This is a genomic window from Pseudoxanthomonas mexicana (assembly GCF_046736355.1).
In the GTDB taxonomy this organism is placed as follows: domain Bacteria; phylum Pseudomonadota; class Gammaproteobacteria; order Xanthomonadales; family Xanthomonadaceae; genus Pseudoxanthomonas_A; species Pseudoxanthomonas_A mexicana_B.
The window spans coordinates 1,404,904-1,423,447 of the sequence record NZ_CP157201.1; the positions used below are offsets into that span (position 1 = coordinate 1,404,904).

Genomic DNA, 18,544 nt, shown 5'->3' on the forward strand with positions numbered 1-18,544 from the left:
CCGCGCACGACCCGCCAAAGCTAGAACAACAACCCGCCTTCCCGCACCACCCACGACGACGCCGAAGCCAACGCCGTCCCGATCCCCGCGGCCGCCAGCACGTCGCTGGGATAGTGCAACCCCAGCACCACCCGCGAAGCCGCCACGCACAGCGTGAACGGCGCCAGCACCCACGCCAGCGACGGGTAGTACGCCAGCGCGACCAGGGTGAAGGTGACCGCGTGCAGCGTATGGCCCGATGGGAAGCTGAACTCGTCCAGCGGCGCCACCCACGCGCGGATGCGCGCGTCGTGCGCGAATGGCCGCGGCCGCCGCGTCCAGCGCTTGAGTCCCTTGTACAGCGCCAGCGCGATCGCGCCGGTCGCGGCCAGGTGCAGCGAGGCGCGCAGCCCGTCGATGCCGTCCAGCACGACCAGCGCGCCCATCAGCGCGTACCAGGACACGCCGTCGCCGAGCCGGCTGACGACGGCGAAGAAGCCGCGCACCGCGCGCCAGTGGCCCCAGCGGTTGGCGCGCAGGCACCAGCCGGCGTCGCGGCCGGCGATTTCAGGCAGGGGCGAGTGCGGCATCGTCGTTCCTCCGGGCTTCGGCCAGTCGTTGCAGCAGGGCGTCGAACTCGGCGGCGACCTGCGCAGGCTGCAACCTCTGCACGGCCGCGTGCGCCGCGACGCCCATCGCGCGCCGGCGCGCGTCGTCGCACGCCAGCGCCCGCGCCGCCTTGACGAAGGCGTCGTCGCCATCGACCGTCGCGCCATGCACGCCGTCGCGCAGGTGCTCGCGCGCCGCGCCGTAGCCGAAGGCGACCGTCGCCACGCCGCTGGCCATCGCCTCCAGGGTGACGTTGCCGAAGGTCTCGCTGCGGCTGGGGAACAGGAACAGATCGCCGCTGGCCACGTGCCGGGCCAGGTCCTCGCCGCGCTGCATGCCGCAGAAGACGAAGTCGGGATTCTCGCGCGCCAGCGCCGCGCGCTGCGGCCCGTCGCCGATCCACACCATCCGCGCGTCCGGCCGTTCGCGTTGCAGCGCGCGGAAGCCGCGCACCGCCAGCGGCAGGTTCTTCTCGGCGGCGATGCGGCCGAGGTGGATCACCGCCAGATCGCTTTCTCCCAGCCCCCATTGCGCGCGCAGACCGGCGCTGCGGCAGGCCGGAGCGAACTGCCGCATATCGACCGCGCGCGCCAGCCGCTGCACGCGCAGGAAGCCGGCGCGTTGCAGTTCATCGGCCAATTCGCGGGTCGGCACCAATGTGGCCTGCGCCCGGTTGTGGAAGCGCCGCATCCAGCCCAATGCGACCGGCTCCAGCCATGCCATCGCGTAGTCGCGCATGTAATGGTCGAAGCGGGTGTGGAAGCCGGTAGCGACCGGGATGCCCAGCCGCCGCGCCGCGCGCAGCGCCGACCACCCCAGCGGGCCTTCCGTGGCCACGTAGATCGCATCCGGCACCCGTTCCTTCCAGTGCCGCAACAGCCTGCGCGTGGCCGGCATCCCGAACCTCAGTCCCGCGTAGAACGGCAATCGCGCGCCGCGCACCTGCATGCCTCCGCCATCGCCCGCCTCGGCGTCGGCTGGCTGGCGCGGGCGGATAACTTCGACATGGTGGCCGCGTGCGCACAGGCCCAGTTCCAGCCTCTGCACGGTCAGCGCGACGCCGTTGATCTCCGGCGGATAGGTCTCGGTGACGATGGCATAGCGCATGCGTGGCTCCGCGTTTCGCGCATGCTCGCCGCCGCCGATGAAGCCCGCGTTGCAACGGGATGACGCCGCGGTGACGGCGCGGCTCTGCGAAGGGGCAGGGGATCAGGCCACCATCGGCTGCAGGATCACGCCCAGTCCCTGCATGTCCTCGGGTTCGGCCAGCAGGTCGGCGCGCAGCAGCGGGCGGGTCTCGATCCAGGAACGGTCCAGCACCAGGGTCAGGCGGGCGTCGTCGGCGGAAAGATCCAGGTGCGGGATGATCCCGCCATCGTGGGCGCGGTGCATCAGCACGGCGATGCGCAGCAGCGCGGCCTTGCGCCTGGCGCGCAGCAGCAAACGATCGGGGAGCGCGTCGAAGGCGCTCTTCGGGATGCCGCGCCGGTGCGTGCGCACCAGCGCCGCCAGCACCTGCTGCTCCTGCCGCGAGAAGCCGGCGATGTCCGAATGTTCCAGCACGTAGGCGCCGTGCACGTGGTACTGGCTGTGCGCGATGGCCAGGCCGAGTTCGTGCAGGCGCGCGGCCCAGGACAGCATGCGCGCGTCGTCGTCGTCCAGCTCCCACGCCTCCTCGACCTGTTCGAACAGGTGCAGCGCGGTGGCTTCCACGCGCGCGGCCTGCAGTTCGTCGATGCCGTAGCGCTGCATCAGCGCGGAGACCGAGCTGTCGCGCGGATCGTTGTTGCTGGTGCGGCCGAGCAGATCGTAGAGGATGCCCTCGCGCATCGCCGCCTTGCTGACCATCAGCCGCTGCAGCCCCAGCGCGTTGAACGCCGCCTCCAGCACCAGCACGCCGCCGGCGATGATCGGCCGGCGATCGCCGGACAGCCCGGGCAGGTCGATGTCCTCGATGCGATCGGCCTGCAGCAGGCGGTCGCGCACCTGCGGCAGCGCCTCGGCCGTGATCGCGCCCTTGGTCAGCTTCATCGCCGCGCAGATCTCGCCGATGCTCTTGTTCGTGCCCGACGAGCCCAGCGCCTCGTGCCAGCCCAGGCTGCGGTAGAGCCCGGAAAACTGCTGGAATTCCGAACCCAGCTCGGTCAGCGCCTCGCGCCAGCGCTTCTTCGACAGCTTGCCGCCGGGGAAGAAGCGCCGCGTGCTGGCGATGCAGCCGACCTGCAGGCTCTCGCGCTCCAGGGTTTCCAGGCCGCGGCCGATGATGAATTCGGTCGAGCCGCCGCCGATGTCGATGACCAGCCGCAGCTGGCCCGGCCTGGGCGGCTGCGCGTGGGCCACGCCAAGGTAGATCAGGCGCGCCTCCTCGCGGCCGGAGACCACCTCGATCGGATGGCCCAGCGCCGCCTCGGCCGGGACCAGGAAGGACTGCGGCGTGGCCATCTGGCGCACGGCATTGGTCGCCAGCGCGCGCACCCGCGCCGGCGGGATGTCGCGGATGCGCTGGCCGAAGCGGGCCAGGCACTCGAGCGCGCGCCGGCGCGCCTGGTCGTCCAGTCCGCCGGCGTCGTCCAGCCCGTCGCCCATCCGCACGCTCTCGCGCAGGCGGTCGATCACCCGCAACTGGCCCAGCGTGTAGCGCGCCACCACCATGTGGAAACTGTTGGAGCCGAGATCGATGGCCGCGATGTGATCGCCGTCTTGCAGGAGCGGTGCGCTGAGGGAGGCGTGGAGCATGCGGCAGTTTAGCGGCAGGCCCGCGGGCGACGGTAGCTTGCGCGCGCAGTGCCCGCCGTGCAATGGCGGGCGGGCCGCGGGCGGGGCGGGGTCGCGGTCGCGTGCATTCAGACCTCGGCCAGCAGCGCGGCCTGCGCGGAGAACGGCGCCTGTCCCTGCGCCGGTTCGATCTTGCGGTACTGGCCGTCGGCGCCGAGTTCCCACGCGTTGAGGTTGTCGTCGAGGTAGTTCTGCAGGGCCTCGCGGTAGACGCGCCGGGCCAGGTCCGGATCCAGGATCGGGAAGCAGGTCTCCACCCGGTGCAGCAGGTTGCGCTCCAGCCAGTCGGCGCTGGCGCAGTAGAGCTCCGGCGCGCCGTCGTTGCCGAACCAGTAGATGCGGCTGTGCTCGAGGAAGCGGCCGACGATCGAACGCACGCGGATGTTGTCAGACACGCCCGGCATGCCGGGACGCAGCGCGCAGGCGCCGCGCACGATCAGGTCGATCTCCACGCCGGCCTGCGAGGCGGCGTACAGCGCGCGGATCACCCGTGGCTCGTTGAGCGCGTTGATCTTGACGATGATGCGCGCCGGCCTGGCGCGCGCCAGCTTCGCCTCGCGCTCGATCTTGGCGAGGATGCCGGCGTGCAGGGTGAACGGCGACTGCAGCAGGCGCTTGAGCCGGGTCGAGGGCGCCAGCCCGGACAACTGCTGGAACAGCAGGTGCACGTCGTTGCCGATGTCCGGATCGGCGGTGATGAGGCCCAGGTCGGTGTAGGCGCGCGCGGTGCCGCTGTGGTAGTTGCCGGTGCCCAGGTGCACGTAGCGGCGCAGCTTGCGGCCCTCGCGGCGCACGATCAGCAGCATCTTGGCGTGGGTCTTGTAGCCGACCACGCCGTACACCACCTGCACGCCGGCCTCCTGCAGCTTGTCGGCCACGCCGAGGTTGGCGTCCTCGTCGAAGCGCGCGCGCAGCTCCACCACCACGGTCACGTCCTTGCCGTTGCGCGCGGCCTGTACCAGCGCGTCGACGATGGCCGAGTCCTTGCCGGTGCGGTACAGGGTCTGCTTGATCGCCAGCACGCCGGGATCGATCGCGGCCTGCTTGATCAGGTCCAGCACCGCGCCGAACGAGTCGAACGGGTGGTGCAGCAGCACGTCGCCGTCATCGACCTCCTCGAACAGCGCGTCGCCGTCGCGCAGCGGGCGCGGGGTGAACGCGGGGTATTTCAGCTCCGGCCGCTGCACCAGGTCGTAGACCTGGATCACGCGGTTGAGGTTGACCGGCCCGTCGATCGGATAGACCGCGTTGTCGGGCAGGGCGAAGTTCTGCAGCAGCGTGCGCACGATCGGCTTGGGGCAGTCGTGGGCGATCTCCAGCCGCACCGCCGGGCGGTAGCCGCGATCGACCAGCTCGTCGCGCAGCGCCAGCGCCAGGTTCTCCACCTCTTCCTCGTCCACCACCAGCTCGGAGTTGCGGGTCACGCGGAACTGGTAGGAACCCTTGACCTGCATGCCTGGGAACAGCTCGTCGACGAACACCGACAGCACCGAGGACAGCAGCACGAAGTCGTGCTCGCCGCCGGACACGCGCTGCGGCAGGTGGATGATGCGCGGCAGCGAGCGCGGCGCGCGCACGATCGCCAGGTGGCCGGCGCGGCCGAACGCGTCCTTGCCCTTCAGCACCACCACGATGTTCAGGGATTTGTTCAGTATTTTCGGGAACGGGTGCGCCGGATCCAGGCCCAGCGGCGACAGCACCGGCATGATCTCGTTGCGGAAGTAGGCGCGCAGCCAGCGGGTCTGGCGCGCGTTCCAGCTGCCGCGCTGGAACACGCGCACGCCGGCCTCGGCCAGCGCCGGGCGCAGCACGTGGTTCCAGCAGTGGTACTGCGCCTCGACCAGTTCGGCGGCGCGGTCGTGGATGCGGTTGAGCACGGTGGACGGGCTCATCCCGTCGGCCGCCGGCGGCAGGCCGAAGTCGACGGCGTGGCGCACGGTGGCCGCGCGGATCTCGAAGAACTCGTCCAGGTTGGTGCAGGAGATGCACAGGAAGCGCAGCCGCTCCAGCAGCGGCACCTGCGGATCCTGCGCCTGCGCCAGCACGCGGAAGTTGAAGTCCAGCTGCGACAGCTCGCGGTTGAGGTAGAGTGCCGGGTCGCGCAGCAGGTCTTCCTGCGTGGAAGTCTCGCCAGGGGCGGGCGCGGCGGCGTTCATGCGGTCTGGCTCTGCGCAAGGGGAAGGGGAGTATCGTGGCGAGGATGCACGCGTTCGGCGCCGAAGTGCACCGAGAACGTGCTGCCCCGGCCGACCTGGCTTTCGATCTCCAGCCGCGCCTGGTGCAGGTTGAGCACGTGCTTGACGATCGACAGGCCCAGGCCGGTGCCGCCGCTCTCGCGCGAGCGGCTGGTAGACACGCGGTAGAAGCGCTCGGTGATGCGCGGCAGGTGCGCGGCCGGGATGCCGTAGCCGGTGTCGCGCACGCGCAGCACCGCGCCGCCGTCGGCCGCGCGCGCGAACTCGATGGCGATGGCGCCTCCCTGCGGCGTGTAGCGCACCGCGTTGCCGACCAGGTTGGAGAACGCGCTGTGCAGTTCCTTGTTGGAGCCCCACAGGTCGACCCCGGCGTGATCCTGCACGGTGACGGCGTGGCGGCCCTGGCTGAGCGCCTCGGCCTCGCGGCGCAGGGTGGCCAGCATCGGCGCCATCGCCACGCCCTCGTCCGGCAGGCTGTCCTGCGCCTCCAGCCGCGACAGCGTCAGCAGGTCCTCGACCAGCTGGGTCATGCGCTGCGACTGCTTCTGCATCTCCGACAGCATCGGCGCCCATTCCGGCATGTCCTGCGGATCGAGCATGTCGAGGTAGCCGTGGACCACGGTCAGCGGCGTGCGCAGCTCGTGCGAGACGTTGGCGACGAAGTCGCGGCGCATCTGCTCCAGCCGCAGCAGCTTGCTGACGTCGCGCGCGAGCAGCAGCCAGTATTCCTCGGAGTACGGGATCAGGCGCAGGTTCAGCCGCAGGTCCGGCGCCACCGGCGAGGCGGCATCGTGCATCGGCTCGGCGTTGCGGCCGGCGGCCAGCCAGTGCGACATCGGCAGCGACTGCAGCCGTTCCACCACCGGCGCGCCGATGTCCCGCGGATGGCGCAGGCCCAGCAGGTCGGTGGCGGCGCGGTTGAACCAGACGACGCGCTGGCTGTTGCGCTCGATCACCACCACCGCGTCGGGCAGCGCCGCGGCGGCGGCGCGGTAGGCGCGCAGCATCTCCAGCAGGCGCTTCTTGCGCGCGCGCATCTCGGCCTGGCTGCGATGGAGCAGGCGGTCCAGTTCGTCCCATGCGCCGGCCCCGCGCGCGGGCGCATCCAGCCGTTGCCGCGCGCCAAGCCGCACCAGCACGCGCCGCAGCCGCAGGTAGTGCCAGCCCACCACCGCCAGCGCCGCCGCCGTGAGCACCGGCCACACCTGGCCGATCAGCAGCCCCGCGACCACGGCGGCCACCAGGACCAGCGCCAGCTGGCCTAGCGTCTTGAACCATGCGGAGCGGAGGTGGCGGGGCATGGGCGGGGATTGTAGGCAGGTGGATGTGACAGTAGAGAGGGGCTAGAGGCTAGAGGTTAGAGGCTAGGAACTAGAGGCTAGAGGCTAGAGGTTAGAGGCTAGCGAAAAGGCGATGCGCTCGTCCCTAGCCCCTAGCCCCTAGCCTCTAGTTCCTAGCCCCTAGCCCCTAGCCCCTAGCCCCTAGCCCCTAGCCCCCCACCGCCGCCGAAAACCGGTAGCCCGCCCCGCGCACCGTCTGCACCATGTTCTCCAGCCCGTGCGGCTCCAGCGTCTTGCGCAGGCGGCGGATGTGCACGTCGACCGTGCGTTCCTCTACGTACACGCTGCCGCCCCAGACGTGGTCGAGCAGCTGGGTGCGGCTGTAGACGCGCTCGGGATGGGTCATGAAGAAATGCAGCAGGCGGTATTCGGTGGGACCGATCGGCACGGGCGCGTCGCCGGCGAACACGCGGTGCGCCGCGCCGTCGATGCGCAGCGCGCCGACCGTCACGCTGCCGTCCTCGTCGTCCTCGCGCGAGCGCCGCATCACCGCGCGGATGCGCGCCAGCAGCTCGCGCGCCGAGAACGGCTTGACCACGTAGTCGTCCACCCCGGCCTCCAGCCCGCCGACGCGATCGTTCTCCTCGCCGCGCGCGGTCAGCATGATGATCGGCACGTCGCGGGTCATCGCGTCCTTGCGCCAGCGTCGCGCCAGTTCCAGGCCGCTGGTGCCGGGCAGCATCCAGTCCAGCAGGATCAGGTCGGGGACGCGATCGGCGATGGCGTTCTGCGCCTCGCGCGCGTCGCCGGCGTGGATGGGTTCGTAGTCGCCCTTGCGCAGGGCGAAGGCCACCATGTCGCGGATGGCCGGCTCATCGTCCACGATGAGGATGTGTTTCTGCATGTCCTTCCCATGACGCGCCAGGGGCCTGCGGCATTAGACGACAGTTTTGTGTCAGGAAGATGACGGCCGCGCGCAGCGCTTTAGGGCGCGGCGGCCCGGCTTCAGCGCCGGCGCTCCAGGTCCGGGTCGCGCACGCCCTGCCGGCGCAGTTCCAGCACCTGCGGGGTGATGGCGGCGATGCGCGCGTCGATGCGCGCGCGCGCGTAGTAGTCCAGGTCCTCGCGCTTCTTCAGGTTCTGCAGCTGGAGCAGCGCCTGCTCGGGGCGGCCGTTGAGGAAGGCGGCCTCGGCATAGGCCTCGCCGGCGCGGGCGCTGTCGCCGGCCAGCTCGTTGGCGCGGGCGAACGCCTTCTGGAACACCGGGTCGTCGCCCGAGCGGCCCAGCATCGGCCGCAGCACCGCCTGCGCGTGACGGCCGGATTCCGGCGTGCCCTGCTGGTTGAGGATGTCGGCGAAGGTCAGCGCGATGGCGCGGTGGTGGGGCATGCGCTGCATCAGCGCGGCCATGCGGTGGTTGGCCGCGGCATGGCGGCCGCGGCGCGCGTCGGCCTCGGCCAGCGCCGTCTCCAGCCACAGGTTGCCCGGGTCGTCGGCCAGCAGGGCTTCCAGCTCCTGCGCCGCGGCGGCGCCGTTGCCCGACTGGAGATGGGCCAGCGCCAGCCCATAGCGCTGCGCCGGGGTCAGCGGCCTGCCGCCGTCGCGGCGGATGCCCTCGTACTCGCGCAGGGCCATCTGCGGCGTGTCCGCGCTGAACACGCGCAGGCGCTCGCGCGCCCAGTCGAACTGGCCGCTGGCGCCGCCGCTGTCGAACACCTCGCTGGGCAGGCGCACCAGCGCGGGCAGCAGCGGGTTGTCGCGGACGGCCGGCGGCGCGGCGGTGGGGCCTTCGGCGGGGATGGTCTCCACCCGGGTGCCGCCGCCGGGCACGTGGGTGGTCGTGCGGATCTGGTCCTTGCGCATCTGCTCGGCGCGCTGGCGGGCCTCGCTGATGCGGGTGGTGTTGACCGGGTGGGTGCGCAGGTAGTCGGGTAGGTCGTAGTACTCGTGGCCGCGGTTGCCGCGCATGGCCTGCGACATGCGGGCGAAGAAGCCGGCCATCGCATCGACGTCGTAGCCGGCGCGGGCCAGCGTGCGGATGCCCAGGCGGTCGGCCTCGGACTCGTTGGAGCGGGTGTAGTCGATCTGCCGCTGCGCCATCAGCCCCATCGCCGAGGCGATGGCCGCCTGCGAGGCGTCGCCGCTGGAACTGCCGCCGGCGCTCTGCGCCACCACGATGGCGCCCAGCATGCCGAGCAGGATCGGGATCTGGTCGCGCTGGGCGCGCTCGACCCCGCGCAGCACGTGCTGCTGGGTGACGTGGGCGATCTCGTGCGAGAGCACCGCCGCCATCTCGTCCTCGCGCTCGGCGGTCAGGATCAGGCCGGCGTTCATGCCGATGTAGCCGCCCAGCGTGGCGAAGGCGTTGATCTGGCGGTCCCGCATCAGGAAGAACGTGTAGGGCTGCCGCGGCGTGTCGCTCTGCGCGCCGAGCCGGTTGCCGACGCCCTGCAGCCAGTCGTTCAGCAGCGGGTCGTCCAGCAGGTAGCCGTAGTTGCGCAACTCGCGCAGCATCATCGCGCCGTACTCGGCCTGGCGCGCGGGCGTGAGCAGTTCGCCGGCCGACGAGCCGATGTCGGGCAGGCGGTTCTCCTGCGTGGACGCCGGCGCGGCGGCCAGGGCCAGGGTCAGGGCGGTGCAGAGCAGCAGGGAACGCAAGAGGCGACTCCGTACGAGGGGTGCGCAGCGCAGGATGAGGCCTGGGCGCGGGTGGCGAGTGAATCGGCCGTTAATCCGTCCGGGTGGGATCCTGCGTTCCATCCGCCCGCCTGGAAGCGGCGTTCACCGCGAACCATATACGCTATCGCCCATTGTCGACCTTGAATCACCCGGAGAATTCCCTTGAGCGACGCCCCGCCCATCACCATCTACTCGACCGCCATCTGCCCGTACTGCGTGGCGGCCAAGAACTTCCTCAAGAGCAAGGGCCAGGCCTGGACCGAGGTCCGCATCGACCTGGATCCGGCCGAGCGCGAGAAGATGGTCGCCCGCACCCGCCGCACCAGCGTGCCGCAGATCTTCATCGGCGAGACCCACGTCGGCGGCTACGACGACATGATGGCGCTGCACCGCGCCGGCGGACTGGAACCGCTGCTGGCCGGCCGGGCCCCGGAGGCCGGCGCATGAGCGGCGGCCACGACGAAGGCGAGGACCGCGTCCGCGCGTTCACCGAGTTCCGCCAGCGCATGAACCAGCGCATCCTGGCCGAGCCCAACCAGGTCGTGCGGCGCTTCTTCGCGCTCGACACCCAGACCTACCAGGAAGGCGCGCTGGACGTGAAGACCAAGGAACTGCTGGGCCTGGTCGCCTCGATGGTGCTGCGATGCGACGACTGCATCAGCTACCACGTGGCCCAGTGCAAGGAGGCGGGGGTGAGCCGCGAGGAGTTCTTCGAGACCTTCTCGGTTGGCTTGGTGGTCGGCGGATTGATCGTCATCCCGCACCTGCGGCGGGCGGTGGATTTCCTCGACCAGCTCGAAGGCGGCCAGGCCGGCGCGCTGGCGGCGCACGACCACGGCTGAGGCGTTTCCCCTTCCCCTTCAAGGGGGTGAAGATGAGCGTTTGCGAGCCGGAGGCTCGCGCGACGATGAACGCCACGCGCGCTGCGCGTGGCCGGACAGGCCGGGATGGGGATGGTTTTCCCGGCTGCCACCGTCGTCGGTTCGCGGAGCCATCCCCACCCAATCCGCCCGGCCTTCGCGCCCGCTCCGGCGTTCGGTCCGATGCGAACCATCGGCTCGCAGGCATCGGCCCTCCCCCTTGAAGGGGAGGGCATAAGACCATCGTCGCTGGGACCATACGGCCGGTTCAGGCATAATTGGCGGCACAACTTTTCCCCCTTGGCGTCCTGTTCCGGTCCCGGCCGGCGCACGCCCCTGTTCGGAATCCCATTCAATGACCCAGACGATTACGGTCATCCGCGGCGACGGTATTGGCCCGGAGATCATGGACGCCACCCTGTACGTGCTCGAAGCCCTGCAGGCCGGCCTGAAGTACGAGGAAGCCGACGCCGGCATGGTCGCGCTGGAGAAGCACGGCGACCTGCTGCCGCAGGCCACGCTGGACTCCATCCGCAGGAACGGCGTGGCCCTGAAGAGCCCGCTGACCACGCCGGTGGGCGAGGGCTTCAGCTCGATCAACGTCGCCCTGCGCCGCCATTTCGACCTGTACGCCAACGTGCGCCCGGCCAAGTCCTTCCCCAACACCAAGTCGCGCTTCGCCGACGGCGTGGACCTGATCACGGTGCGCGAGAACACCGAGGGCGCCTACATCGGCGAGGGCCAGTCCATCTCCGAGGACGGCGAGACCGCGCTGCTGACCCAGAAGATCACCCGCAAGGGCTCCGAGCGCATCGTTCGCTACGCCTTCGAACTGGCCCGCAAGACCGGCCGCAAGAAGGTCACCATCGTCCACAAGGCGAACATCCTGAAGACCACCTCGGGCCTGTTCCTGAAGGTGGCGCGCGAGGTTGCCGCGCAGTACCCCGAGATCCAGACCAACGAGATGATCGTCGACAACACCTGCATGCAGCTGGTGATGCGCCCGGAGCAGTTCGACATCATCGTCACCACCAACCTGTTCGGCGACATCATCTCCGACCTGTGCGCCGGCCTGGTCGGCGGCCTGGGCCTGGCCCCGGGCGCCAACATCGGCGCCGACGCGGCGATCTTCGAGGCCGTGCACGGCTCGGCCCCGGACATCGCCGGCAAGGGCGTGGCCAACCCCTGCGCGCTGCTGCTGGGCGCGGCGCAGATGCTCGACCACCTGGGCCAGCCGGACAAGGCCGAGCGCCTGCGCGCGGCGATCATCGCCACGCTGGAGGCCAAGGACTCGCTGACCCCGGACCTGGGCGGCGAGGGCACCACGATGTCCTTCGCCAAGGCCATCGCCAGCCGGGTCTGAACCGGCCGGCGCCTGCGGCTTTCCGCCCCGGCGGAACCGCGGCCATCCGCCCCCCTGAACGGGACGCCTCCAGCGTCCCGTTTTTGTAGCCGTGTGTCCCAGGCATGGGCTTGGCGCGATTGCTGCGCCGCCGCAAAATTGCCCGTTCCCCTCCGCCCGGTTCCGCCGAAATGCCCGTTCGTCCCAGCGCGCTCGCGCTGACCCCGCTGCTGCTGTTCCTGGCGCTGTTCTTCGGCGCCGGGCTGTACTACACCGCCCACGGCGACGCGATGGGCTTCTACCAATTGCACGCGCCGGTGGCGATCCTGCCGGCGATCGCGCTGGGCCTGTGGATCGCGCGCCGCGCCGGCGTGCCGGCGCTGGACACCCTGCTCAAGGGCATCGGCAATCCTGACATCGTGCTGATGTGCCTGATCTTCCTGCTGGCCGGCGCGTTCGCGATGGTCACCCGGCAGATCGGCGCGGTCGACGCGGTGGTCGCCCTCGGCATCGGCTCGCTGCCGCCGGCGCTGATCCTGCCCGGACTGTTCCTGGTCGCCGGCTTCCTGTCGCTGGCCATCGGCACCTCGATGGGCACCATCGCCGCGGTCACCCCGATCGCGCTGGGCGTGTCGGACGCGGCCGGCATCGATCGCGCACTGGTGCTGGGCGCGGTGATCGGCGGGGCCACCTTCGGCGACAACCTGTCGGTGATCTCCGACACCGCCATCGCCGCCGCCCGCACCCAGGGCTGCACGGTGCGGGAGAAGTTCCGCGAGAACCTGCGCATCGCGCTGCCGGCGGCGCTGCTGACGCTGGTGCTGCTGGGCATCGTCGGCGAGGCCTCGCCGGTGGAGCCGGCCGGCGACGCCTCGCCCTGGCTGGTGCTGCCCTACCTGCTGGTGCTGGTACTGGCGGTGGCCGGGCTGGACGTGCTGGTGGTGCTCGGCATCGGCCTGGTCGTGGCGGCGGTGTTCGGGCATTTCTTCGGCGCGCAGGACTACGGCCTGGCCAGCTTCGCCGACGACATCTACGGCGGCTTCGAGAGCGTGGTCGAGATCACCCTGCTGGCGCTGTTCATCGGCGGCCTGGCCGCGCTGATGAAGGCCAGCGGCGGCCTGGCCTGGCTGGCCGGCCTGATCGCGCGCATCGCCGGCGGCAACGACGGCCGCCGCACCGGCGAATGGAGCATCGCCGGCCTGGCCGCGGTCACCGACGTATTCACCGCCAACAACACCGTCGCCATCCTGGTCAGCGGCGGCATGGCCCGCGACATCGCCCAGCGCCACGGCGTGCCGCCGGCGCGCGCGGCCAGCCTGCTCGACATCTTCGTCTGCGCGGTGCAGAGCCTGCTGCCGTACGGCGCGCAGATCCTGCTGGCGGCCTCGCTGGCCGGCGCCTCGCCACTGTCGCTGATCGGGCAGGCGCACTACTGCTGGCTGCTGGTCGCGGTGACCGTGGCGTTCATGCTGTGGCCGGCGCGCAGGCGCCGCGCCGTGCCGTTGCCGGCGGGCAACGAGGCCGCCTGAGCGGATACGAAAAAGGGCGCCGAAGCGCCCTTTTTCGCCTTGTCGCGGACGCATCAGTCGCGCGAGTTCAGCTTGGCCAGCAGGCGCAGGAACTCGATGTACAGCCACACCAGCGTGACCATCAGGCCGAAGCCGGCATACCACTCCATGTACTTCGGCGCGCCGGCTTCCACGCCCGACTCGATGAAGTCGAAGTCCAGCACCAGGTTCAGCGCCGCGATCACGATCACGAACAGGCTGAAGCCGATGCCGATCAGGCCCGACTCGTGGATCAGCGGGATCTGGATATTGAAGAAGCCCAGCACGATGGTAGCCAGGTAGACCAGCGCGATGCCGCCGGTGGCCGCGACCACGCCCAGCTTGAAGTTCTCGGTGGCCTTGATCAGGCCCGAGCGGTAGGCCATCAGCAGCGCGAACAGCGTGCCGAAGGTCAGCATCACCGCCTGCATCACGATGCCTTCGTACAGGTGGTTGTACATGGCCGAGATCGCGCCCAGGAACAGGCCCTCGACCAGCGCGTACAGCGGCGCGGTGACCGGCGCCCATTCCTTCTTGAAGATGGTCACCAGCGCCAGGACGAAGCCACCGATCAGGCCGCCCCACAGGTACAGCTTGGCGGCGGGAAGGACTTCGCCGGCCGGCGAGAGGGTCTGGTGCCAGGCGAAAGTCGCAGTCAGCACCGCCAGCAGCAGCAACATGCCGGTCTTGTTGACCGTGCCGTTCAGCGTCATCGCGCCGGCGCTGCGTGAGACGACCGTGCCGCTGCCCAGATCGAGGAAGGTGGATTCTTTCAATGCCGGATTGCCGCTGCGGATCATGCTTGCTCCTTGGTATCGTGAGGACCGCGGTCCTAGGCCACGGAGGATATCGCATGTGCGCGGCCGCCATGCGGCGCACGCGGTGTTTGACAGCGACGGCCCGGCTGCCGACAATAGCCGGCCTTGTTGGCGTCTTGGCGCCGCGCCGGGCTCTCGTCGGGGTATAGCGCAGTCTGGTAGCGCATCTGCTTTGGGAGCAGAGGGTCGGGGGTTCAAATCCCTCTACCCCGACCAGTCTGCAGACGCGGGCGGGAGGCGGCAAACCGGCCTGGGCGCCCGTAGCTCAACCGGATAGAGCACCGGCCTTCTAAGCCGGCGGTTACAGGTTCGAGTCCTGTCGGGCGCGCCACTTGCCGGTGCAGCCGGCAGGGGCAGTGGTTCCAATGTGGTGGCTGTAGCTCAGCTGGTTAGAGTACTGGATTGTGATTCCAGATGTCGGGGGTTCGAGTCCCCTCAGCCACCCCACTTCCTCCATGCATGGGGGTTTGTAAGAAACGTGGTGAGCGCGTACACTACGCACCCGGGTTTTTCGGGCCGTTAGCTCAGTTGGTAGAGCAGTTGACTCTTAATCAATAGGTCCAAGGTTCGAATCCTTGACGGCCCACCACTTCGGAAGCGCCCGGCAACCCCGGGCGCTTCTTTTTTGCCCGCGCCTCGCCCGCGGCCGTGGCCCGGCGATAGAATGCGCGGCCGCTTGCGGAAGTGGCGGAATTGGTAGACGCACCAGATTTAGGTTCTGACGCCGCGAGGCGTGCGGGTTCGAGTCCCGCCTTCCGCACCAGGTGCCCGCCGGCGACGCCTGCCGGCTCCCCGTCCTGCGCCATTCCCGGCCGGCTTCCGTCCGGCCGGAGCGCGCGACGCGAGCGCCTGCATGCGCCGCCAGTGGCGGCCCGTCCCGGAATCGGCGAAACTAGGCAGTTCGGCGGGCCGGCGCTTCATTGCGTGCTGCCGGCGGACCAGATCATCAACATACATGCCGCGGCCGCGGGCCGTGGCGGCAGGAGTGAGTCAGTTATGCAAGTTTCGGTCGAATCGATCGGCAGCCTCGAGCGCCGCATGAGCTTCAGCCTGCCGGCTGAGCAGCTGGATACCCACGTCGGCGGCCGCCTGCGCGAGATCGCGCGCACCGCCCGCATCAAGGGCTTCCGCCCGGGCAAGGTGCCGGCCAAGGTCATCGAGCAGCGCTACGGCCCGCAGGTCCGCGCCGAGGCGCTGGACGGCCTGCTGCGCGAGACCTTCAGCACCGCCGTGCGCGAGCAGTCGCTGCAGCTGGCCGGCAACCCGCGCATCGAGCCGGGCGAGGGCGAACTGAGCTTCGTGGCCACCTTCGAGGTGGTGCCGGACTTCGGCGACATCGACGTGTCCAGGTTGAACGTGGTGCGCCACACCGCCGAGGTGACCGACGCCGACATCGACCAGATGATCGAGAACCTGCGCCTGCAGCGCCGTACCTTTAATCCAGTCGATCGCGCCGCGAAGGAAGGCGACCGCGTCGGGCTGGAGACCTGGTCGCAGGCCGGCGACGAGCGCATGCCCGCCGAGGGCAGCGAGAAGGGTGCCACCCTGGTCGGCTCTGGCGTCATGTACGGCGAGATCGAGCAGGCGCTGGTCGGCCTGTCCAAGGGCGAGGAGAAGACCGTGAAGGTCGACTTCCCCGTCGACTGGCGCGTGCCGCAGCTGGCCGGCCGCCAGGTCGACGTGCACCTGAAGGTCACCGACGTGGCCGAGCCGGTGCTGCCGGAAGTGGACAAGGAGTTCATCAGGAGCTTCGGCGTCAAGGGCGGCGACGTCGAGCAGTTCCGCGCCGACATCCGCACCAACCTGGAGCGCGAGCTCAAGGGCGCGCTGATGACGCGCCTGCGCCGCGAGGTCGGCGAGCAGCTGATCGCCGCCTACGCGCACGTGGAGATGCCGCCGCGCCTGGTCGAGAACGAGGCCCGCGCGATGGTCCAGCAGACCGTCGAGCAAGCCCGCCGCAGCGGCCAGCAGGTCGGGCAGATCCCGGACAACGCCCACGAGGGCTTCCTGGACCCGGCGCGCAAGCGCGTGCTGGTCGGCCTGCTGGTGGGCGAGGTCGCCCGCCGCAACAGCCTCAAGCTGGAGGCCAAGCGGGTGAACGAAACCCTGCGCCTGATCGCCTCCACCTACGAGGAACCGGAGCAGGTCATTGAGTTGTACCGCAACGATCCCCAGTTGATGAATGGACTGCAGGCGCGGGTGATGGAAGAGCAGGTGATCGACTGGATCGCCGAGCGCGCCCAGCACACCGAGCAGGCGCTTTCCTTCCAGGAAGCCATCCGCCAGTAATGCAACCGCTTTGCGAGAGCCCGCGCGTCGTCCGCGCGCGGGGATTCAACGAAAGAACAGGAGATCCCCGCGTGGACAATGTAACCAAGGCGTTGAACCTGGTGCCGATGGTGGTCGAGCAGACCAGCCGCGGCGAGCGTGCCTACGACATCTATTCGCGCCTGCTCAAGGAGCGGGTGATCTTCCTGGTCGGCGGCGTGGACGACCACGTCGCCAACGTCATCGTCGCGCAGATGCTGTTCCTGGAAGCGGAGAACCCGGAGAAGGACATCAGCCTGTACATCAACTCGCCCGGTGGCGTGGTGACGGCCGGCATGGCCATCTATGACACCATGCAGTACATCAAGCCGGACGTGAGCACCATCTGCGTCGGCCAGGCCGCCAGCATGGGCGCGCTGCTGCTGGCTTCCGGCGCCAAGGGCAAGCGCTACGCGCTGCCCAACTCGCGGGTGATGATCGACCAGCCGCTGGGCGGCTTCCAGGGCCAGGCCACCGACATCGACATCCACGCGCGCGAGATCCTCACCCTGCGCGCCAAGCTGAACGCCATCCTGGCCCACCACACCGGGCAGGCGCTGGAAACCATCGAGCGCGACACCGAGCGCGACAACTTCAAGAGCGCCATCGACGCGCAGGCCTACGGCCTGGTCGACCAGGTGCTGGAACGCCGCCCTGACGACTCCATCCAGGCCGCCTGAGCGCGCCCTCCGGCCCGCCGCGCGGCGGGCCTTTCCCCTGTTCACGATCCCGGCTGACAAGCCGGGACCGTGTGCTATTCTGCGATTGAAAGCCCTTCACCGGGCAGGTAATTGGGTATCCGAAGCATGAGCGAAGACCGTCAGGGCCGCACCGGCGACAGCAACAAGATCCTGTATTGCTCGTTCTGCGGCAAAAGCCAGCACGAAGTCCGCAAGCTCATCGCAGGCCCCAGCGTGTTCATCTGCGACGAATGCGTCGAGCTGTGCAACGACATCATCCGCGAGGAACTGGAGGAGAAGGCCCAGTCCGCGCGCAGCTCGCTGCCCAAGCCGCGCGAGATCCTCGAGGTGCTGGACCAGTACGTGATCGGCCAGCAGCGCGCCAAGCGCACGCTCGCCGTGGCCGTGTACAACCACTACAAGCGCATCGAGAGCCGCAGTCGCAACGACGACGTCGAGCTGGCCAAGTCCAACATCCTGCTGGTCGGCCCGACCGGCTCGGGCAAGACGCTGCTGGCCGAGACGCTGGCGCGCCTGCTCAACGTGCCGTTCACGATCGCCGACGCGACCACGCTGACCGAAGCCGGCTACGTCGGCGAGGACGTGGAGAACATCATCCAGAAGCTGCTGCAGAAGTGCGACTACGACGTCGAGAAGGCGCAGCAGGGCATCGTCTACATCGACGAGATCGACAAGATCTCGCGCAAGTCCGAGAACCCGTCGATCACCCGCGACGTGTCCGGCGAGGGCGTGCAGCAGGCGCTGCTCAAGCTGATCGAGGGCACCGTCGCCAGCGTGCCGCCGCAGGGCGGGCGCAAGCATCCGCAGCAGGAATTCCTGCAGGTCGACACCAAGAACATCCTGTTCATCTGCGGCGGCGCGTTCGCCGGGCTGGACAAGATCATCCAGCAGCGCTCGACCGAGGCCGGCGGCATCGGCTTCGGCGCCAAGGTCAAGAGTTCCGAGCGCAAGATCGAGGTCGGCAAGGTGCTGGCCGAGGTCGAGCCGGAGGACTTGATCAAGTTCGGCCTGATCCCCGAGTTCGTCGGCCGCCTGCCGGTGGTCGCCACGCTGGAGGAACTGGACGAGGCCGCGCTGGTCAAGATCCTGACCGAGCCGAAGAACGCCATCACCAAGCAGTTCCGCAAGCTGTTCGACATGGAAGGCGTGGAGCTGGAGTTCCGCCCGGACGCGCTGTCGGCCATCGCCCGCAAGGCGCTCAAGCGCAAGACCGGCGCGCGCGGCCTGCGCACCATCGTCGAGTCGGTGCTGCTGGACACGATGTACGACCTGCCGTCGCTGGAGAACGTGGGCAAGGTGGTGGTCGATGAATCGGTCATCGAGCACAAGTCCGAACCCTACCTGATCTACCAGAGCGCGCCCGCGCCCAAGGCCGCTTCGGGCGACTGAACGAAACGGCGGCTGTCGGCCGCAAGTCACTGAACGGGAAGCCCTTTCCCGCTTCCCCTTGCA

Annotated in this window: 15 protein-coding genes and 5 tRNA genes; 12 read left to right on the forward strand and 8 right to left on the reverse strand. The window is 69.6% G+C overall.

Features of this window, described 5'->3' with window-relative positions:
* Positions 1-20: 20 nt before the first annotated feature.
* From AAG688_RS06370 to AAG688_RS06400, 7 genes are all read right to left on the reverse strand, one after another.
* Positions 21-569 (reverse strand): phosphatase PAP2 family protein, encoded by a 549-nt coding sequence (locus AAG688_RS06370; protein ID WP_411834524.1) that lies wholly within the window; start codon positions 567-569, stop codon positions 21-23.
* Positions 547-1,695 carry a glycosyltransferase family 4 protein gene (locus AAG688_RS06375; protein ID WP_411834525.1) on the reverse strand — a complete coding sequence of 383 codons (1,149 nt, stop codon included), beginning with the start codon at positions 1,693-1,695 and terminating at the stop codon, positions 547-549. Before AAG688_RS06375 ends, AAG688_RS06370 begins: the two co-directional genes overlap by 23 nt.
* A 102-nt stretch (positions 1,696-1,797) precedes the next feature.
* Positions 1,798-3,324: an exopolyphosphatase gene (gene ppx, locus AAG688_RS06380; RefSeq protein WP_411834526.1), complete on the reverse strand. Its 1,527-nt coding sequence runs from the start codon at positions 3,322-3,324 to the stop codon at positions 1,798-1,800.
* A gap of 107 nt (positions 3,325-3,431) precedes the next feature.
* Entirely contained in the window at positions 3,432-5,519 is a 2,088-nt protein-coding gene (ppk1, locus tag AAG688_RS06385; RefSeq protein WP_411834528.1) for a polyphosphate kinase 1, read from the reverse strand.
* Positions 5,516-6,859, reverse strand: a complete 1,344-nt coding sequence (gene phoR, locus AAG688_RS06390; protein ID WP_411834529.1) for a phosphate regulon sensor histidine kinase PhoR — start codon at positions 6,857-6,859, stop codon at positions 5,516-5,518. Before phoR ends, ppk1 begins: the two co-directional genes overlap by 4 nt.
* Before the next feature lie 187 nt (positions 6,860-7,046).
* Positions 7,047-7,742 (reverse strand): phosphate regulon transcriptional regulator PhoB, encoded by a 696-nt coding sequence (gene phoB, locus AAG688_RS06395; protein WP_411834530.1) that lies wholly within the window; start codon positions 7,740-7,742, stop codon positions 7,047-7,049.
* Positions 7,743-7,843: 101 nt separating this feature from the next.
* Complete coding sequence (locus AAG688_RS06400) at positions 7,844-9,496, reverse strand: M48 family metalloprotease (protein WP_411834531.1); 1,653 nt, start codon at positions 9,494-9,496, stop codon at positions 7,844-7,846.
* Positions 9,497-9,679: 183 nt separating this feature from the next.
* Here AAG688_RS06400 and grxC point away from each other — a divergent pair, with 183 nt between their 5' ends.
* From grxC to AAG688_RS06420, 4 genes are all read left to right on the forward strand, one after another.
* Complete coding sequence (grxC, locus tag AAG688_RS06405; protein ID WP_411834532.1) at positions 9,680-9,964, forward strand: glutaredoxin 3; 285 nt, start codon at positions 9,680-9,682, stop codon at positions 9,962-9,964.
* Positions 9,961-10,359 (forward strand): carboxymuconolactone decarboxylase family protein, encoded by a 399-nt coding sequence (locus AAG688_RS06410; protein ID WP_411834533.1) that lies wholly within the window; start codon positions 9,961-9,963, stop codon positions 10,357-10,359. Before grxC ends, AAG688_RS06410 begins: the two co-directional genes overlap by 4 nt.
* A gap of 373 nt (positions 10,360-10,732) precedes the next feature.
* Entirely contained in the window at positions 10,733-11,740 is a 1,008-nt protein-coding gene (locus AAG688_RS06415; RefSeq protein WP_411834534.1) for an isocitrate dehydrogenase, read from the forward strand.
* Between the two features lie 170 nt (positions 11,741-11,910).
* Positions 11,911-13,248, forward strand: a complete 1,338-nt coding sequence (locus tag AAG688_RS06420) for a Na+/H+ antiporter NhaC family protein (protein ID WP_411834535.1) — start codon at positions 11,911-11,913, stop codon at positions 13,246-13,248.
* A 53-nt stretch (positions 13,249-13,301) separates the two neighbouring features.
* On the opposite strand, the gene AAG688_RS06425 is transcribed toward AAG688_RS06420, so the two are convergent.
* Entirely contained in the window at positions 13,302-14,063 is a 762-nt protein-coding gene (locus AAG688_RS06425) for a Bax inhibitor-1/YccA family membrane protein (protein ID WP_411834953.1), read from the reverse strand.
* 160 nt (positions 14,064-14,223) lie between these two features.
* Between AAG688_RS06425 and AAG688_RS06430 the strand changes: the two genes are divergently transcribed.
* The 8 genes from AAG688_RS06430 to clpX all read left to right on the forward strand — a co-directional run bounded on the left by AAG688_RS06430 (position 14,224) and on the right by clpX (position 18,481).
* A tRNA-Pro gene (locus AAG688_RS06430) sits at positions 14,224-14,300 on the forward strand.
* 38 nt (positions 14,301-14,338) lie between these two features.
* Positions 14,339-14,415 (forward strand) — tRNA-Arg (locus AAG688_RS06435).
* Between the two features lie 39 nt (positions 14,416-14,454).
* Positions 14,455-14,531: transfer RNA gene (locus tag AAG688_RS06440), tRNA-His, on the forward strand.
* 66 nt (positions 14,532-14,597) lie between these two features.
* A tRNA-Lys gene (locus AAG688_RS06445) sits at positions 14,598-14,673 on the forward strand.
* An 89-nt stretch (positions 14,674-14,762) separates the two neighbouring features.
* Positions 14,763-14,847 (forward strand) — tRNA-Leu (locus tag AAG688_RS06450).
* A 233-nt stretch (positions 14,848-15,080) separates the two neighbouring features.
* Entirely contained in the window at positions 15,081-16,373 is a 1,293-nt protein-coding gene (gene tig / locus AAG688_RS06455; protein ID WP_411834536.1) for a trigger factor, read from the forward strand.
* A 71-nt stretch (positions 16,374-16,444) separates the two neighbouring features.
* The gene (gene clpP, locus AAG688_RS06460) at positions 16,445-17,071 is read left to right on the forward strand and encodes an ATP-dependent Clp endopeptidase proteolytic subunit ClpP (RefSeq protein WP_411834537.1); all 627 of its coding nucleotides are present in this window, start codon (positions 16,445-16,447) and stop codon (positions 17,069-17,071) included.
* Between the two features lie 126 nt (positions 17,072-17,197).
* On the forward strand, positions 17,198-18,481 hold the full coding sequence (gene clpX / locus AAG688_RS06465) for an ATP-dependent Clp protease ATP-binding subunit ClpX (RefSeq protein ID WP_411834538.1): 1,284 nt from the start codon (positions 17,198-17,200) through the stop codon (positions 18,479-18,481).
* Positions 18,482-18,544: the final 63 nt, after the last annotated feature.

Coding starts and splice junctions, on each gene's coding strand:
- phoR (WP_411834529.1), bottom strand. CDS start 6,859: ATGCCCCGCCACCTCCGCTCCGCATGGTTCAAGACGCTAGGCCAGCTG.
- AAG688_RS06375 (WP_411834525.1), bottom strand. CDS start 1,695: ATGCGCTATGCCATCGTCACCGAGACCTATCCGCCGGAGATCAACGGC.
- ppx (WP_411834526.1), bottom strand. CDS start 3,324: ATGCTCCACGCCTCCCTCAGCGCACCGCTCCTGCAAGACGGCGATCAC.
- ppk1 (WP_411834528.1), bottom strand. CDS start 5,519: ATGAACGCCGCCGCGCCCGCCCCTGGCGAGACTTCCACGCAGGAAGAC.
- phoB (WP_411834530.1), bottom strand. CDS start 7,742: ATGCAGAAACACATCCTCATCGTGGACGATGAGCCGGCCATCCGCGAC.
- AAG688_RS06370 (WP_411834524.1), bottom strand. CDS start 569: ATGCCGCACTCGCCCCTGCCTGAAATCGCCGGCCGCGACGCCGGCTGG.
- AAG688_RS06415 (WP_411834534.1), top strand. CDS start 10,733: ATGACCCAGACGATTACGGTCATCCGCGGCGACGGTATTGGCCCGGAG.
- AAG688_RS06410 (WP_411834533.1), top strand. CDS start 9,961: ATGAGCGGCGGCCACGACGAAGGCGAGGACCGCGTCCGCGCGTTCACC.
- clpX (WP_411834538.1), top strand. CDS start 17,198: ATGAGCGAAGACCGTCAGGGCCGCACCGGCGACAGCAACAAGATCCTG.
- AAG688_RS06420 (WP_411834535.1), top strand. CDS start 11,911: ATGCCCGTTCGTCCCAGCGCGCTCGCGCTGACCCCGCTGCTGCTGTTC.
- tig (WP_411834536.1), top strand. CDS start 15,081: ATGCAAGTTTCGGTCGAATCGATCGGCAGCCTCGAGCGCCGCATGAGC.